Annotated in this window: 18 protein-coding genes and 1 pseudogene; 12 read left to right on the top strand and 7 right to left on the bottom strand. The window is 35.5% G+C overall.

Translation table 11 applies throughout. The annotated features are described in order from the left end of the window. Positions 1-120: 120 nt before the first annotated feature. The 5 genes and pseudogenes from J2Z26_RS20315 to J2Z26_RS20295 all read left to right on the top strand — a co-directional run. Complete coding sequence (locus J2Z26_RS20315; protein WP_193535070.1) at positions 121-792, top strand: response regulator transcription factor; 672 nt, start codon at positions 121-123, stop codon at positions 790-792. After that, positions 789-2,147 carry a sensor histidine kinase gene (locus J2Z26_RS20310; RefSeq protein ID WP_193535069.1) on the top strand — a complete coding sequence of 453 codons (1,359 nt, stop codon included), beginning with the start codon at positions 789-791 and terminating at the stop codon, positions 2,145-2,147. The genes J2Z26_RS20315 and J2Z26_RS20310 overlap by 4 nt, the downstream gene beginning before the upstream one ends. Positions 2,148-2,169: 22 nt before the next feature. Then, the gene (locus tag J2Z26_RS20305; protein ID WP_193535068.1) at positions 2,170-2,661 is read left to right on the top strand and encodes a hypothetical protein; all 492 of its coding nucleotides are present in this window, start codon (positions 2,170-2,172) and stop codon (positions 2,659-2,661) included. A gap of 224 nt (positions 2,662-2,885) precedes the next feature. After that, entirely contained in the window at positions 2,886-4,586 is a 1,701-nt protein-coding gene (locus J2Z26_RS20300; protein WP_193535067.1) for a methyl-accepting chemotaxis protein, read from the top strand. Between the two features lie 368 nt (positions 4,587-4,954). Further along, positions 4,955-5,257, top strand: a pseudogene (locus J2Z26_RS20295) (hypothetical protein); the annotation flags it as partial. Positions 5,258-5,320: 63 nt separating this feature from the next. Here the strand turns inward: J2Z26_RS20295 and J2Z26_RS20290 are convergent. Continuing rightward, the gene (locus J2Z26_RS20290; protein WP_193535065.1) at positions 5,321-5,779 is read right to left on the bottom strand and encodes a staygreen family protein; all 459 of its coding nucleotides are present in this window, start codon (positions 5,777-5,779) and stop codon (positions 5,321-5,323) included. 86 nt (positions 5,780-5,865) lie between these two features. Next, positions 5,866-6,237 carry a GtrA family protein gene (locus J2Z26_RS20285; RefSeq protein ID WP_193535064.1) on the bottom strand — a complete coding sequence of 124 codons (372 nt, stop codon included), beginning with the start codon at positions 6,235-6,237 and terminating at the stop codon, positions 5,866-5,868. Positions 6,238-6,472: 235 nt separating this feature from the next. Between J2Z26_RS20285 and asnA the strand changes: the two genes are divergently transcribed. Then, a complete protein-coding gene (asnA, locus tag J2Z26_RS20280) occupies positions 6,473-7,468 on the top strand; it encodes an aspartate--ammonia ligase (RefSeq protein WP_193535093.1) in 996 nt (331 codons plus the stop codon). A gap of 217 nt (positions 7,469-7,685) precedes the next feature. After that, positions 7,686-8,198, top strand: a complete 513-nt coding sequence (locus J2Z26_RS20275) for a methylated-DNA--[protein]-cysteine S-methyltransferase (RefSeq protein WP_193535063.1) — start codon at positions 7,686-7,688, stop codon at positions 8,196-8,198. Positions 8,199-8,445: 247 nt separating this feature from the next. Here J2Z26_RS20275 and J2Z26_RS20270 read toward each other — a convergent pair whose 3' ends face one another. The 4 genes from J2Z26_RS20270 to J2Z26_RS20255 all read right to left on the bottom strand — a co-directional run bounded on the left by J2Z26_RS20270 (position 8,446) and on the right by J2Z26_RS20255 (position 12,077). Then, on the bottom strand, positions 8,446-8,826 hold the full coding sequence (locus J2Z26_RS20270) for a CPBP family intramembrane glutamic endopeptidase (protein WP_193535062.1): 381 nt from the start codon (positions 8,824-8,826) through the stop codon (positions 8,446-8,448). Between the two features lie 49 nt (positions 8,827-8,875). Then, a complete protein-coding gene (locus tag J2Z26_RS20265; protein WP_193535061.1) occupies positions 8,876-9,313 on the bottom strand; it encodes a ferritin-like domain-containing protein in 438 nt (145 codons plus the stop codon). Between the two features lie 150 nt (positions 9,314-9,463). Then, positions 9,464-10,606, bottom strand: a complete 1,143-nt coding sequence (locus J2Z26_RS20260) for an acyltransferase family protein (RefSeq protein ID WP_193535060.1) — start codon at positions 10,604-10,606, stop codon at positions 9,464-9,466. 139 nt (positions 10,607-10,745) lie between these two features. After that, entirely contained in the window at positions 10,746-12,077 is a 1,332-nt protein-coding gene (locus tag J2Z26_RS20255; RefSeq protein WP_193535059.1) for a YheC/YheD family endospore coat-associated protein, read from the bottom strand. 208 nt (positions 12,078-12,285) lie between these two features. Between J2Z26_RS20255 and J2Z26_RS20250 the strand changes: the two genes are divergently transcribed. Both J2Z26_RS20250 and J2Z26_RS20245 read left to right on the top strand, forming a co-directional pair. After that, the gene (locus tag J2Z26_RS20250) at positions 12,286-12,852 is read left to right on the top strand and encodes an MOSC domain-containing protein (RefSeq protein WP_193535058.1); all 567 of its coding nucleotides are present in this window, start codon (positions 12,286-12,288) and stop codon (positions 12,850-12,852) included. 17 nt (positions 12,853-12,869) lie between these two features. Continuing rightward, positions 12,870-13,286, top strand: a complete 417-nt coding sequence (locus J2Z26_RS20245) for a GNAT family N-acetyltransferase (protein ID WP_227413637.1) — start codon at positions 12,870-12,872, stop codon at positions 13,284-13,286. A 138-nt stretch (positions 13,287-13,424) separates the two neighbouring features. Here the strand turns inward: J2Z26_RS20245 and J2Z26_RS20240 are convergent, their stop codons facing one another. Beyond that, entirely contained in the window at positions 13,425-13,583 is a 159-nt protein-coding gene (locus J2Z26_RS20240) for a hypothetical protein (RefSeq protein WP_193535057.1), read from the bottom strand. Positions 13,584-13,768: 185 nt separating this feature from the next. On the opposite strand from J2Z26_RS20240, the gene J2Z26_RS20235 reads away from it, so the two are divergent. The 3 genes from J2Z26_RS20235 to J2Z26_RS20225 all read left to right on the top strand — a co-directional run bounded on the left by J2Z26_RS20235 (position 13,769) and on the right by J2Z26_RS20225 (position 16,086). Continuing rightward, positions 13,769-14,083: a DUF3892 domain-containing protein gene (locus J2Z26_RS20235; RefSeq protein ID WP_193535056.1), complete on the top strand. Its 315-nt coding sequence runs from the start codon at positions 13,769-13,771 to the stop codon at positions 14,081-14,083. A 210-nt stretch (positions 14,084-14,293) separates the two neighbouring features. After that, complete coding sequence (locus J2Z26_RS20230; protein ID WP_209794426.1) at positions 14,294-15,274, top strand: ABC transporter ATP-binding protein; 981 nt, start codon at positions 14,294-14,296, stop codon at positions 15,272-15,274. Between the two features lie 11 nt (positions 15,275-15,285). Continuing rightward, positions 15,286-16,086, top strand: a complete 801-nt coding sequence (locus tag J2Z26_RS20225; protein ID WP_193535054.1) for an ABC transporter permease — start codon at positions 15,286-15,288, stop codon at positions 16,084-16,086. Position 16,087 lies beyond the last annotated feature (1 nt).

Below are 16,087 nucleotides of genomic sequence, written 5' to 3'. Positions count from 1 at the left end.
GAAGTTTAAGTTTTGTTTAAATCTACCATCTATTTTGATTAAAACTTGGAAAATAATGTTTTCAAATGAGAGCAGATTGTTTACGATAGGGTGAGAGATTAATTTATGGAGCTGAGAAACATGAAAAGCATTTTATATATAGAGGATGAAATCGATATTGGAACATGGGTAAAAGAAGAGCTCGAAAGTAGTGGATATGAAGTTACATGGTTAACGTCTGGGGATACCGCAATGGAACATCTGGAAAATACAGATCTTATCATACTGGATGTGATGCTTCCTGGTTTAGATGGATTTTCATTAGGGCAGCGGTTTAAGCGTGAATACCCAGAGACTCCTATCTTAATGCTCTCTGCAAGAATAGCAGTTGAGGATAAGGTACAAGGGTTAACGTTTGCGGATGATTATGTGACTAAACCCTTTCACCCTAAAGAGATTATAGCCAGAGTCGAAGTGCTTTTAAGAAGATATAACAAGTATCAGGAAAAGACAGTGCTATTGAGACATCTTGAAGTCAATGTTGAGGAAAACTGTATCCTAGACACACGGACGAATGAAGAGATTATCTTAACGGGAAAACAGTATCAAATCTTCTTTTATCTATTAAAACACTTGAATCAAATATTAACGAAAGAACAAATTTATGAGGGGATTTGGAATGAATCCTTCATTGAAGGGGACAAGTCGTTGATGGTCCATATTCGCCATTTGCGAGAAAAAATAGAAATTGATCCTAGTAATCCAACCATCCTTGAAACGATACGTGGGATAGGGTATAGGGTGAAAAAATGAAATTGAAATTATCTCTGCAAACAAAATATCTTATATTAATTATAGGAGCCATTTTAGCTATTCCTTTCTTTCTTACTATTTTATCGATGGTTGTATTTCTACCTTTTATTTATGTATCCCAAGATGAGTATGGTCAAGTCTATCAGGCGAATGAACTTGAAGCAATGTGGCATGAAGAAGCCAAACAGTTAGAAGGAAAAGGGGAAGAGGAGATTAACCAAACGTTAATACATGTAAAAGATCAATACAAGGAAGCGGGTATGTTTTGGGTTAATCAGGATGGAGTCACTCAGGAGTTAATTAATCCATTTGGAACGATTCCAAAGAAGTGGTCTGCTTCAGATAGTATATCTTTCATGAAAAAAAGCTTTGGCGGGGATCCGTTTACAGTTGTTGCTTTTCTAAGTGAGGAAAGAAATCAAGGTTTTATGGTTTTTCAAATGCCGAAAAAGTATATGGAACCTCCACTGGTCCGTCTAAGAGATCAATATAGTTACATATATATCTTAACATTTATAGGTTTACTATCTTTGTTTCTACTTATCTCTTGGTTGTTTTTCAAAGGAATTCGTAAAAGACTTGTTCGCCTTCAGGAAGCGATGTCAATACCAATTCATTCATCCATACCGAGCCCGATAAAGCTAACTAAAGAAGATGAAATAGGAAGATTAGAAGAGTCATTTAATAAAATGGTAGGTGCATTAAAAGAAAGTAGGGAGAAAGAGCAAAAGGAGTTAAAGTTGAGACAGCAGCTCATTGCTAACCTTTCACATGATTTAAGAACGCCTTTAACTGTTTTAAGAAGCAATCTATATAGCTTGAAAAAAGAAGTACAGTCCAAAAAATCAATAGAGCTAGTTGAAACAATGGATGACAAAATTAGTTATGTTGCAGATTTAATTGAAAATCTTTTGTCTTACACATTACTGTTATCTGGAAAATACCCGTATGAGCCTCAGCAAATAAACATTGTTCGACTAGTACGTAACCATATTGCTACTTGGTATTCAGTTTTGGAGGATGAGGGGTTTGTGGTAGATATAGACTTACCTGAAAAAGGGCTATTTTGGGAGATAGATGAAAAGTGGTTGAAACGAATTTTGGATAATCTCCTTCAAAATGTGTTGAGACATGCAAGAAGTGGCAAGTTTGTCCGAATCACTATAAGTGAGAGGACCCTAATTGTAGAAGATAGAGGACCTGGAATGGACGTAGCAACAAATGAAACAAAAGGTACAGGAATAGGGCTAACGATCATTTCAATGATGACAAGAGAAATGAACATCAAATGGAAGATGGAATCAAGGGAGAGTGGATTGAAGATGACTTTTCAGCAAGGGGAAAAGGTATTCTAAATACGTATTGTAGGTGGAAATATTGAAAAAGGGAATTTTGTTTACGTTAGGGTATTGTTTATTCATAGTACTGGCTGCTGGTATAGGATTTTATTATTCTAGTGAAAGTACCCAGGAAGATAAATTGACTAGACAAAATGAAGTGAAACAGGCCTTCAATGAAGCGCTAAAAGCTGAAGAGGAAAGAATTGAAAAGAAAAAGGAATCAGAAGACTCGGATAAGTGGACTCCTTCACCAGGATTTATGTTAACTGCCATTTCAATTGGGGCTATCGCAGATATCGTTATTGTAATCTTATGGGCACGTCATGAAAACAGAAAGAGGGAGCTTGAAGCAGGAACCAATCTAACGAGAAAAAAAAGATTAACAGATTCAAATCTGTTTTGGTGGGTAATAGGTTTAGGGATTGTTAGGAAGAGGAATGATAAATTAATTGTGGACTGGAAGTATGTTGTGGGTTATTTAATACTGGGATTGCTTTTAAAAGTATGGTTAACAAATGAATTATTCTAAGAAAAAGGCAAGTGTAGGACTAGTCTATACTTGCCTTTTCGGGTTTAAAAATAGAAGAAAATATGAATTTTTGTGATAAAAGTCACTTTAAAATGAAAGCTTTTATTATAAAGTTATTTTCAACGTGATTCCTTTTCACTATAATTAACATAAGGCATTCATTAGTTTAATGATGTCTAGTACAAAAGGACTGTTATAATATTATTTCTTAAGAGGAGGCAACTATGAAATTCACCGTAGCAAAGAAATTGTATCTTGGTTTTGCATTTGTCCTTATTTTGATGGGAGGCCTAGGTTGGGTCGCTATTGATAAAATGGCTGTTATTAATAGTAAAACTACAGAGATTGAACTCAACTGGCTTCCTTCTGTAAATTATGTTGGAGACATTACGTACCTAACAGAGAGTATTCATGCATTGGAAGCAAAGCACACAATCGCAGCAAATTCTGTAAAAATGAGTGAGTATGAAGCAGAAATTGAACAAGTTATAGCTGAACTTGAACAAATATTTGTCGAGTACGAAAAATTAATCTCTGATGATTATGAAAAAAGCACTTATACAACTTTTTTAGGGGCTTGGGCGGAATATATAAAAATACATGAGCAGGTCATCACAGCTAGTAACTCAAAAGATGCCACTAGAGGGGGAGCTTTGATTGTGCAAGCTGACCAGAAGTTTGATGAAATGCAGGGGTATTTGTTGAAGTTAAGAGATATTAATTATGAAGGTGCTGTAAATGCTAGTCATGAGGCTGATAAGTTATTTGTTAATGGTACTAGAGAAACAACTATTTTACTTATAGCTGCCCTAATATTTGGTATTGGAATTGCTTACGTAATTAGCCGTCTAATCTCAAAACCTGTACAGTCAATGGCAGTTCTTGCTGAACAAATCTCAAACGGAGATTTAACAGCAGATGAATTGCATGTTAAAAATCGTGATGAAATTGGCGACTTAGCTAAGTCATTTAACATAATGGCATCAAACCTTCGCACTTTGATCCAGCAGGTAGGTTCTACAGCTGAACAAGTGGCTGCATCTGCTGAAGAATTAACAGCAAGCGCTGAACAAACGAGTCATGCTACAGAACAAGTTGCTTCAACCATGCAGGGAGTAGCAGCAGGCGTAGATCAACAGGTTCATAGTGTTGAAGAGTCTTCACAGACCATTAACGAAATGTCAGCAGGGATTCAACAAATTGCAAGTAATGCACAAAGTGTGTTAAATACTGCAATGGATGCTTCAGACAAAGCTGCTGAAGGTGGGAAGGTTATTCACACGGCAGTTGAGCAAATGAACTCAATTAACGCAACCGTGACTGGTCTTGGCAGTGTGGTTAAAGACCTTGGAGCTCGTTCATCTGAAATTGGAAAAATTATTGAGGTAATCACAGGAATTGCTGAACAAACGAATTTGTTAGCTCTAAATGCAGCAATTGAAGCTGCGAGAGCAGGGGAACATGGCAGGGGATTTGCTGTGGTAGCTGATGAGGTTAGGAAATTAGCAGAGCAATCAGCACAGTCAGCTGGGCAAATCTCGCAACTAATTTTTATGATTCAAGGAGAAACAAACAAAGCTGTTCAGTCCATGGAAATAGCGACTAAAGAAGTACAAGCTGGGATTGGTGTGGTTAACACGGCGGGAAGTTCTTTTGAACATATTCAGACTTCAGTAAATGATGTAAATGTTCAGATCCAAGAAGTCTCTTCGGCTGTACAACAGATGGCAGCAGGAACTGAACAAATGGTTCATTCGATGAAATTAATCACTGAGATATCAGAAAGTTCTGCTTCAGGAACACAAGAAGTGTCAGCAGCTACAGAAGAACAATTGGCATCTATGGAGGAAATAACAACTTCAGCTGGTTCTCTATCTAAAATGGCAGAGGAATTGCAGACGTTGATTAGTAGATTTAAAGTATAATACGAATCAATGTAAAAAGTCATTGGGGGTTCCCAATGATTTTTTTTGAACAGATATTTAGATTAAAACCTTTTAGTGTGCAGAGTGAGCCAATAGATTAGGCTCTTTTTCTGTCGAGTTCATTTATTAATTCTTTTATTTTGAAATGGTGGTAAACGGTTAGAGAAATTATTACTGTACTAAACAGACTTGAAAGAACAGAACTACCTAAGAGCAAGCGAACTACCTGCCGATTAAACATTATTTCACCTCTGATTTCTATACCTTATGATAACAATATCGTTTGCTGAGAATACAAAGTTTATGTATTGAGTTGCTAGGTGAATTGTTATTCCGAAAAATAGGTTAGCTCCCGAGTCGAGCTTCATCTATGGTCTTATCCTTATCAATTAATTATTGTTCTGCCACGACTCATTCCGATTGACCAAGGTATTATCATCGTGGCCAATATGTTTTTATATCAGTATTATAAGAGCTGGAAGAGCTTTGTTCTCGCTAATATCATCATGGCAATCATTTTTAGCTATATTTTTGAACCAATTACAGTATGGTTAGGCATATACAAGCTGGAGAATTGGAAATACACCTTTTCATTACCCATCTATGTTATAAAAGCAGTATTTATAAGATGGCTAGTAGATGAAGTACTACGTAAAAAGAAATATTCATAAGTAAATGAATTGGAGACAAGCTTTATTATTTCATTTCTCTTGCTTACCTCCAACTCAAAATGATTAATTAACACGATAATTAGAAAACTGACCCCAATATTCAACCTTATTATATTCTGAACTAGTAGATAGAAAATGAACAATAATGGGAGACGCGTCTTGCCACGGGTAGGCATGAAAGAAGGTTTGATCACCATAGCGAATGGCCTCTAACGCAAGAGGTAATTCACGTCTGAAAATGGTGTTTCTTATTTTTACAGTTTTCTGATCGAATTCACCACTATCTACATATAAATGAATGTAATACATCCAATCCCCATGTACATTTACCCATTCACCAAGCACTTCATCTCTCATTGTTTTATTTATTTTGTCATAGGCAAATTGTATGCCAATCGTTAAGTATAACTCACCTGTATCGTCTGAATGAGTGAGAGTGTGGCGGCGGTGACAAACAGGGAAAAGGGGAGTTGCTCCATCTCTAAATTCCACTGAAAGCTTACTAGGATTTAACTTGCTCATTCCATATCACATCCTATAATTATGGTCATCATATCGTATGCTATAGGCGCGTATTGGTACCCAGCGAACTAGGGATAAGAGGTTTATTATTTATTATTAAATGTCCAATAATAATTCAAAAGAAAGTTAACAGCAGGAATAATGAGTACGGTAAATAACTCTCCAATCAAGTAATGTAAAGCTATAATAGAGACAATTGTATACATTATGCCTACATTTAAGACAAAGCCGACAGAGGCTACGATCATGAACTTCACGAACTGTGTATGAGAATAAGTACCACCGAAGGTATATCGTTTATTTAGGATATAAGAACAAAGAGTCATGATTATAAAGGAAATGGTCGATGCCAAAACCGGTTCAATGTTAACTTGCTCTACAAAAATAAACATGGATAAAAAATATATGGCAACACATAGTACTCCCACTAGACTATATTTCGTGAATTTTTTTATCAAGGGTTGACTACTGAGCATAACAGATTCCTTTCATGATAAATCATTAATAAATGGTTTAAACCTTTAATATAATAAAGGAAAAATGTTAAGTTTTGCAATCTCAAATTTTGTTTAGAGTTATAAGGTTTTAACATTAGTAGCCCAATGGGTATCATATTATCTAGTCACATCTCCAGCATGGTGTCATACAGTAAATTAATTATTTTGATGTGGAGGATGATGATACTTGTCTAAACTGAAAACAACGTATGAAAGTAAACTTGGTTTACTTCAAACCGAAATAGCGATAAAACAAACGAAGGATTACTTTGAATCAGAATTGTCTAAAGCCTTAATATTAACAAGGGTTTCGGCACCACTTTTCGTACAAGAGGGAAAAGGAATAAATGATAACCTAAACGGAAGTGAACGAACAATTTCTTTTGATGGACTACATTTGGAGTCTGAGAAGCTTGAAATCGTCCAATCTCTTGCAAAGTGGAAGAGGATTGCTTTACAAAAATATGGTTTAAAAGTAGGCCAGGGGCTTTGTACAGATATGAAGGCGATTAGAAGAGATGAGGAATTAGATTATTTGCACTCTTTTTACGTAGAACAATGGGATTGGGAAAAAGTCATATCATCTGAGCAAAGAAACATTCACACATTAATGTCAGAGGTGAAAATGATTTATAAGGTTCTACAAGAGACTGAGAACTACTTATTTGAACTTTATCCTGAACTTGAACCAGTTTTGCCAGATGAAATTCAGTTCATCTCTGCTCAGGAGCTTGAGAATCTATTTCCTACATTAACCCCAAAGGAAAGAGAAGATAAAATTGCTGAGCAACATGGAGCGGTATTTATAATGCAAATTGGAGGCGAACTTCGCTCTGGAGTAAAACATGACGGTCGTTCTCCTGATTATGATGATTGGACATTAAATGGTGACCTCATTTTATGGTATCCAACCCTAGGGTGCTCTGTTGAGATTTCTTCTATGGGTATTCGTGTTGACAGAGAAACCTTAATGCACCAATTGCATTGTTCAGGAAATCAAGATAGAAAAGAACTAAAATACCATCAAATGATATTAAATAATGTACTTCCATATTCGATTGGTGGTGGCATTGGTCAATCGAGATTATGTATGTTTTTGCTTAAGAAAGCTCATATTGGCGAGGTTCATGCTTCCGTTTGGAATGAGTCCATTATAGAAGAATGTAGAGAAGCAAATATTCCTTTATTATAATTGAATTTAAAGTTTCTGGTCACGAATATACAAAAGGGGCATATCGTAGGTGTTTTCGGTATGCCCCTTTATATTTATTGAAAGTAGTCCAAATCCAGAGCACTTACATTAAAAATTTGAGTTGCAATGCCTCTTTTTTTGTGGAATATAATATAATAGGTGTTAGTTATTAGTCTTTAAAAGAATACCGGGATAGTTCCCGGTCGGAGGAATTAGTATGAAATCTACGAACAATCCGATCTATTGGTCTTTGCTTAAGCATCAAGACTGGAACCTTTATCTTGCCGCAACATCAGAGGGATTGTGTTTTGTTGGTTCACAAAATAAGCCTTTTGAGGAACTGGTTGAATGGGCTAGAAAGCGGTTCCCTGGAAGTCCTCTATATAATGATTCTGAAAAACTAAAAGATTATGTAGACGAGATTTCCGAATACTTAGAAGGAAAGAGACAAAGTTTTACTCTTCCATGTGAGTTTAAGGGAACCGATTTTCAGCTTGCTGTCTGGGATGCTCTATGTGAAATACCTTATGGACAGACATGGTCTTATTCAGACATAGCAAATCATATCAATAAATCATCTGCTGTTCGAGCGGTAGGAGCAGCTATCGGAGCGAATCCTGTTTTAATTACAGTCCCATGTCATCGTGTTGTCGGTAAAAACGGTGCTTTAACAGGATATCGCGGCGGTCTAGATATGAAAATGAAACTATTGGAACTTGAAAAGAAATAGGGTGATGCATCTGCTATATTAGGATGCATTACCCTATTTCTTTTTCTTTACTGGAAGCACCGGAGACTTAGACTCAGCTAACACCTGTCTGTATCGTACTTTATTGTGATAAATTCTCTAGTTGATTTAATAACGTGGTTACCTCCGTAATTGTCGTGACTTTTGAGAGTTCTCTAATTGCATGATGACTAGATTTCTATTTCCATCACATTATTAATCTCGGTTAAAAGTACTTCATTTTTCGCTACTAACTCTTGATGTATGCTTTCCACAATCGCCTCATCAAGTTGAGGGATTGAGTTCGGTGAATAAAAGTAAGCTCAAAGCATAAAAAGACTTTGAGCTTTTTGTGGTTATTTTTGACCATACTAACTGTCATATTGTTTGTGACACTTATTTTTTCCCCCTTATTAATCATCCAAACAAAAACAAGTAGGTAAAATACAATGAGTACAAGTCCAGTATCACCTGTGATATAAGTAACAATTGATTTTGCTTCTTGAGTAAGTGAATCACCATAGTTCCACGCAGTGTTATGAACCGAATGTGCAATGAATGCAGGCCATATACTTCTTGTTGCATACGTAAGGTAAGTCATAAACGCACCAGCTAATGTAACAGTGACCATAGGAGGATAGGTAGATCAATATGTAACCTATCTATCCTATTTCGTCTTTTCATTGATTTTTTTGTGAAAAAAACAAAAACCATACCGCATGATTTTGTTCATCTGCTGCTGCGCGTTGAAACGTTTTCTTGATATAAGGATCTTCCGATTGGTCAGCAATATCTAAGTAAAAATCAACGGTTTTTTGTTCATCTACAAATGAGAATTCTACTCCATCAATATAGGAGTCTGGACATTCTTCAGTGTGCTCAGAAAGTGCTGGATTTCCTACTAATAATCTGTAAATCTTGCGAAATTCTTCATAGTGACGTTGTTCATCCTCACGTATCTCTAAAATCTGTTCTTTTTCTAAAGGTGATGGTGCTAATTGGGCTAATTTTTCATAACAGGCAATTGCGCTATATTCCCCATTAATGGCTTTTTGGATATCCCTTATTAATTGAGCGGTGTTTCTAAGGTGGGAATAATAATTGTTATATTGATTCATGACGATCCTCCATATTAAAAATAGTCATTTATCCTATGCTTCAAAAAGTGTTGGAGTGCAGGGATCGATCTTTTAATAGGATTGAATCTTTTTTACATAATAAAAGAGGGACAGTTCCAATATTCTGTGCCCTAGGCATTATAATTTACATTATTTTGAAGTGAAAGTAGAAAAAGTCGTATCGCTCTTCACCTTATTTTGCACTTTCATCCCAAATAAAAATCGTAAACTATTAAATCTTCGAATGATAATATGATAACTAAGCATAATGATAACAAATGAGACTACAGCAAGTATTAACAATTTTACATAAATTGGCCATGATAAATCATGTAAAAAATAAGCGATCAAAACAATAACTGGTTGATGTAATACATAAAATGGCATGGATGCCTCACTTGTGTAAGTTAAAAATTTGTTGGAAAAGGATAGATATCGATCTGCGAAATAGAAAACACATAGTAGAAGACTCCAGCAGCTAAATGTTCTTACTGCAAAATAGATCCAACTTTCAATCGTACCTGGCTTTGGGAAGCCACTCATAAACCAAACGATGTAAACAATTGTAGTGACAACAGCTATGAACATGTGAATCTTAATGGTTGCTTTAAGAGCGGTTTTAAATAATGGACTTGAAAGAAAATAATACCCATACATAAAAACAATTAAATAAAAAATGAGATCCCAGCCACCTAATCCTTGTGTTTTAATGATGTTTGATAGAAATAGGAAAATAGGTAGTATATAAAAATGATGGGTTTTGAATTGTTTTATTCCTACTTTTTGGAATAAAGGTAAAGTTAGTAGTGAAAATACAAGTAATACAAGCAAATACCATAAATGTAAACCAAAAAAAGCGAAATTCCCAGAACCACCAATGTCTAAATAAATTCCATCAAAAAAATGAGGAAGAAAGGAAAAGAATGAGCCATCATATTGTCCGTTTGTTATTCTCTCAATATAGATTTGATGAGGAGTTAAAATCAAAACACCAAATGCTAGGGGTACTCCTAATTTAATAAAGCGTTCCTTCACATACCCGGACATTGTTCTGCTTTTCAATGCGTAGGAAACACTCATACCTGAGATGACGAAAAATAAGGGCATAATCCATGCTCCTACAAAAAGTGAAAAAACTAAAATGCCATCTGAATCAAGTTCGTTGTTTTTAATGTGCCAGGGAAATGGGTTTACAAACATTGTACAGTGGTAAAGAAATACAGCAAGTGTTGCTATGACACGAATCCAATCTAAATCGTATTGTCGCGTTAATGAAGAAAAGTCCTTTTCCATAATTCACCTCAAATAGTATGTAGACAAACATATATTACCATTTATGTGAAAAAATAAATAGACTTCTGATATCAAAATATACTGCACACCAATTGAGTCTATCAATTGGTGTGCAGCGATATAGTTCAAACTATCTACCTTAAAAATTGGTGAGAGCTTTTGCATATTCAATTGGGGTTGTTAGTATTTTTCGAAGCATTTTAAATTTCTTCAATCTTTGTAAGCTCTTAAGTCCGTAGATTCGATTGTTTATTTCTAAAACCCATGTTTTTTTATTCTCATCTATAACCACATCAAATACGATATCTCCGTAATGCCCCATCTCTTTTTCAATAAGCTGACAAATAATCATGCAATCTTCAATAGTCTTATTAAGTATTTCTTGTGCATGATTGGAATCAGTCTGAAAAAGTAACTGAATTGCTTTATTTCCTGACAGTAGGCCTGATAAATGCTTGTAATTTGTTACAATTCGATTTTCTTTAGCTACTCTACCAACCGTTCCCTGACATATCCATTCCTTGTTTTTATTCTTTTGAAAATAAAAACGGAAATCAGTGTGTTTATCCTTATATAAAGTTGGAATCCCTTGTTGCAAAATATAACCATGTTTATTCGTTAACTTTGTATTCAGATAATCCATTGTGTTATTTATTGAAGGGAACTTTACTTTATTGCCTTCACCATCAGTAATAATATACTGGTCATCTTTCTTTTCTATCCTAATAATACCTATCCCTTGCATCCCTCTGATGGGTTTTATATAGACTTGATCATGTTTCTCTACCATGTCTTCTATATCTTCTTGATTCTTATAAAACCTGCTTTCTGGTAAAAGTTTTTTAGCTTCACTATCACCTGAGCAGACTTCCCAAAGTTTTAATTTATCAAAGTAATGAGAATTGAAAATAGTGTCACCCATTTGATTAAGCAACTCTTTTTGAAGGACTTTTTGAATTCTAACTCGTTTGAAAAATGAGTCAGGGTAAGGGAAGATTCCTTCCTGCCATTTCATTTTTTTATTCCTTGCATTTGGATTGTAGTAATATCCTTTTATAGTTCGCTCTTCCATATTGATCCCTGCTTCAGAGCACAGAAAGACCACTCCGTTAATTTCGTTGTAGTTCCGGAGCCTAGAGTTGTATTTTTTGAACTCATATTGCTTAAAGTTACTTTTTTGTTTTGCAAGAATCCCAATTATTGGGCCAATATGAATCATATTGTCTTCTACCTTTATTTCATAAGTTAAATTGGCTGGTAAAGTAAATGGAATTTTAGATTTTGGAAGACCGATTGTGTCATCAGATAAAACATTTGATTCAATTATATTAAACTGTTTGGACCACTGTCCGATTTTTAATGTAACTACCTTACTTGTAAGGTTAAATTCTTGTATAAAATTTTTAGAAAGACGAATCTTTCTCTTATAATATTTTTTGTAAAGAATGTTATATTTTTTCAGGTTAACCACCCTCCTTTTTGTTGAGCTCTAAACTTATTTTATGTTTGGTGGAGTATGAGGGTGAGGACATGTATAGCAGCATAAACGTGGAAATAGCATCCTTTGGTAAAAATAGTCATCATAACCTCTGAGCAAGTTTTAAATGGGTAGGTGGGGTTATTAATAGAAGGATGGAAATAATAGTTGATAATTGACATAAGCATGAGGAGAGAGAAACTTGGAAAAAGCAGTATTAAAAGTGGAAGCCATATTAGTAGCATTTGATCCTGAAACTTTTGTAACAGAGCGAGTGAACGAGGTTAATGTTGAGTTTGGAGGATTACCAGGTGACCGACACTATGGTATGACAAGACCAGCAGATGTTCGTCAACCTATGTATGAGCGTGGAACAGAAATCCTTAATAGACGACAAGTTACCATTGTATCGGTGGAGGATTGTAGGCTTATTGCAGACCAGCTAGGTGTTCCTGAAGTTAAACCTGAATGGTTAGGTGCAAATCTATTAGTAAGTGGGATATCAGATTTCACAAAATTAACAATGGGTTCTCGTTTAATTTTTCCTGACGGGACAGGCCTTATTTGTAATGGTGAGAACTTACCATGTAAATTACCGGGAAAGGAAATTCAAAAAGCATTTCCAGACATTCCGAATCTCGATAAAATGTTTGTACTAGCAGGAAGAAAACGTCGAGGAATTGTCTGTAGTGTGGAAAAACCTGGTATAATTGGAAAAGGAAATGAAATAAAATTATTTATCAATAACTATGAGAAACCAATGCAGTAAAAGCTAGGGGGGAAAAAATGACCAATTTGGATGGATTTCAAATTAAAGTGGCCACAACTGAGGATAGTGGCCGAATCATTTCCATGTTAAAGGATTTGGCGATGTGGATGAGAGAAAACGAAATCAAGCAATGGGGTTATCTGTTAGAAGGTGGAGATGACGAAGAAATAGAACAATCTATTTCAAGTGGTGAGACGTACCTTGTATTAAAAGACACTGAACTAATTGGGACTTTTACGGTTTTAGAGGCACCTAGTGAATGGGATAGGCATGTTTGGGGAGAAGATGCTTCCTTAGAAGGACTTTACTTACATAGGTTAGCTTTGATTCCTTCCTTTATGAGCATAGGTTTAGGTAGAAGTTTATTGAATTGGATCCAATCCAACCGATATGATAAAGAGTATATTCGATTAGATTGTGTTTCAGAGACGTAGATTAAATCATTTTTACAAAGAAAATGGGTTTGATTTGGTAGGTACCAAGGATGGGCATAATAAATATGAAAAGAAGATTAGAAGCTAGCGTGGCGCAGAACCAAGCTAGCTTGTATACCGTGCTTTTCTAAAAATCGTCTATTTTTTCTCTTCGTCATCCTTGGTCATGTTCTCAACCGCTTCAGCAATTGCATTTGACATTTGATCAACTTCCTCCATTGTTCCTCCATGAAGCTGGCCGTCAATACCTGGTTTGTTTCTCTTACTTGGTTCAACTGGGTTGATTAATCTAGCCATACGAACACCTCCTATGTAATAGGGTGTTTACGTCTAATAATTTTTAATCATTAAAAAAACGTTAATGTTTACCAGTTAGTATTGCTCAAGAAGTTAGAGAAGTATTGTTTGAACAAAATTAGAATTAATGCTATAAAAACACCACCTTCCGTTCATACTAAACGTATGTTCGGAGGTGTTTTTTAATGGATATTAAAGATTATCAACAAATATTTAATGAGTACAAGCATCAGGGAGAAGAACAAGCAAAAGTAGAGGCTTTTGACAATGTTTCATCAGGAGCTGAGGAAATCGTAGCTGTACGCAAAAATGATGATGGTGATCTGATTGCCTTTAAAACAAGCAGCGGCCGTGAATTAGACTATGTCACGGCATTGAACGAAGCAAAAGGTGGAAAGCTTGCCCATGTTGACGTCTTTCACAAATATGGACGAGACATCCTACGAAGCGAACCAGATGGTGTCAAAGAAAATAACCTCGACAACTTACCACAGTTTTAACTCTGTCTAATTGTGTCTTCTGGGGCCTGACCCCCGGCGCGTTAAAGCTTTAACGCGTTGCGGGTCAGGCTTTATAGTGCAACCGTTTGTATTTTTTATAAATTTACATTTTAAGTATTGTGCTTAGGGTAGAAGATATTGTAAAATTAGGCGTTTTCTACAAAATGAAGAATTATCATGTGGTTTTAATGGAGGTCATAGCTCGTGAGCATCATTGAAGTAAAGAATTTACGTAAAGAGTATAAAATCAGTGAGAAGGATGTAGGGTTGATTGGGGCAATTAAAAACGTTTTTCGTCCCAAGTTCAGAACGAAAACGGCAGTGGATGATATTAGTTTTTCAATTGCTGAAGGAGAAGTTGTTGGGTATATTGGGGCGAATGGTGCAGGCAAGTCGACCACAATTAAAATGTTAACCGGTATTTTAACACCAACGAGTGGTGAGGTTCTTATTAATGGATTGGTTCCACAAAAAAATCGTGTTCGAAATAATAAGCAGATTGGTACTGTATTTGGTCAAAGAACACAACTTTGGTGGGATCTGCCAGTGATCGAGTCTTATAATCTTCTACAAAATATCTATGAAATACCAAAAGATATTTTCGAAGAAAACTTGAATCGGTTTAGAGAGTTACTAGATTTGGATGAATTATTGAAAACTCCAGTACGACAACTAAGCTTAGGACAAAAAATGCGATGCGAAATTGCAGCTGCTTTTTTACATAACCCAAGAGTTGTTTATTTAGATGAACCTACAATTGGATTAGATGTAATGGTTAAAGAAAAAATTCGAGAGTTTATTAAAACGGTTAATAAAGAGAGAAAAGTCACCGTTATTCTTACAACACACGACATGCAGGATATTGAAGAAGTATGTTCAAGAGTGATGTTTGTTGATTATGGGAAAGTCATTTATGACGGTGACCTTGAGAGTGTTAAAAATGTACTTGGTAAAACAAGAACGGTTGTGTTTAAAGTAAAATCCAAAAGTGAAGATCTATATGATGTGATCGAGAAGAGTGAAGGTTTGTCTCTTTTAAAAGAAGCTGAAGATACACTAGAAATCCAGTTTAATAGAGAAACCGTTACTGCAACACAAGTCATCAATATTGTTTCTCCTTATTGTGAAGTTGTTGATCTATCGATTCAAGAAGTGTCAATTGAAACGATTGTAAAGAGTTTATATAAATAGAGGTGGTTAACATGTGGACATTGCGTAAAATGGCTACACTTGGTGCAATGGGTATGAAAACCACCTTGGCATATGTTGCTTCGGTATGGGCATCGGTTTTTGTAAACATTTTGCAAATTATTGTGTTTTATTATATTTGGACAGCAGTATACAGTGACAAAGAAGTATTAAAAGGAATAACCTTTCAAGAAATGATTACATATGTCATTCTTTCAAGAATTTTGTTTATTGCGATCAGTTGGGGCGTGAATAATTGGATTGCACACCAAATTCAAACAGGGCAGATATCGATGGAACTACTGCGACCAGTTGACTATCAGTTTGCGATGTACTCTACGAGGGTCGGAGATTTTTTAATGTTTACGGTATTAAATGGGGCACCAGTACTTATTATTTCGGCATTGATGTTTGGCTTACTTGGGCCAGCGGGTATAAGTTCGGGTATGTTCTTTGTTATCAGTATTTTTATGGCAATTACGATCGCTTTCTTTATAGAGTTTATCGTCGGGTTACTATCATTTTACACAACGAATGGCTGGGGATTACAGGTATTGAAAGAGGCAATTATGAACTTCTTTTCAGGAGCAATTGTTCCACTGGTGTTTTTTCCTGGAGTTTTGCGAGATATTGTAAGTTTCCTGCCATTTAAGGATATGGTCTATACCCCAATCTCCATTTATTTAGGCTTTGTCGAGGGACAAAAAATGGTTGAGTCACTTCTGTTTCAGTTGTTATGGGTAGTTGTTCTGTGGATCCTTTCACGGATGTTCTTTAAGCATGCATTGAAAAAGATTGTGGTTCAAGGAGGGTAAG

Origin of the sequence: Cytobacillus luteolus (assembly GCF_017873715.1) — a bacterium.
Taxonomy (GTDB): domain Bacteria; phylum Bacillota; class Bacilli; order Bacillales; family Bacillaceae_L; genus Bacillus_BV; species Bacillus_BV luteola.
The sequence above is the reverse complement of the archived record's forward strand: the minus strand, read 5'-3'. Positions and strand labels throughout refer to the sequence as shown.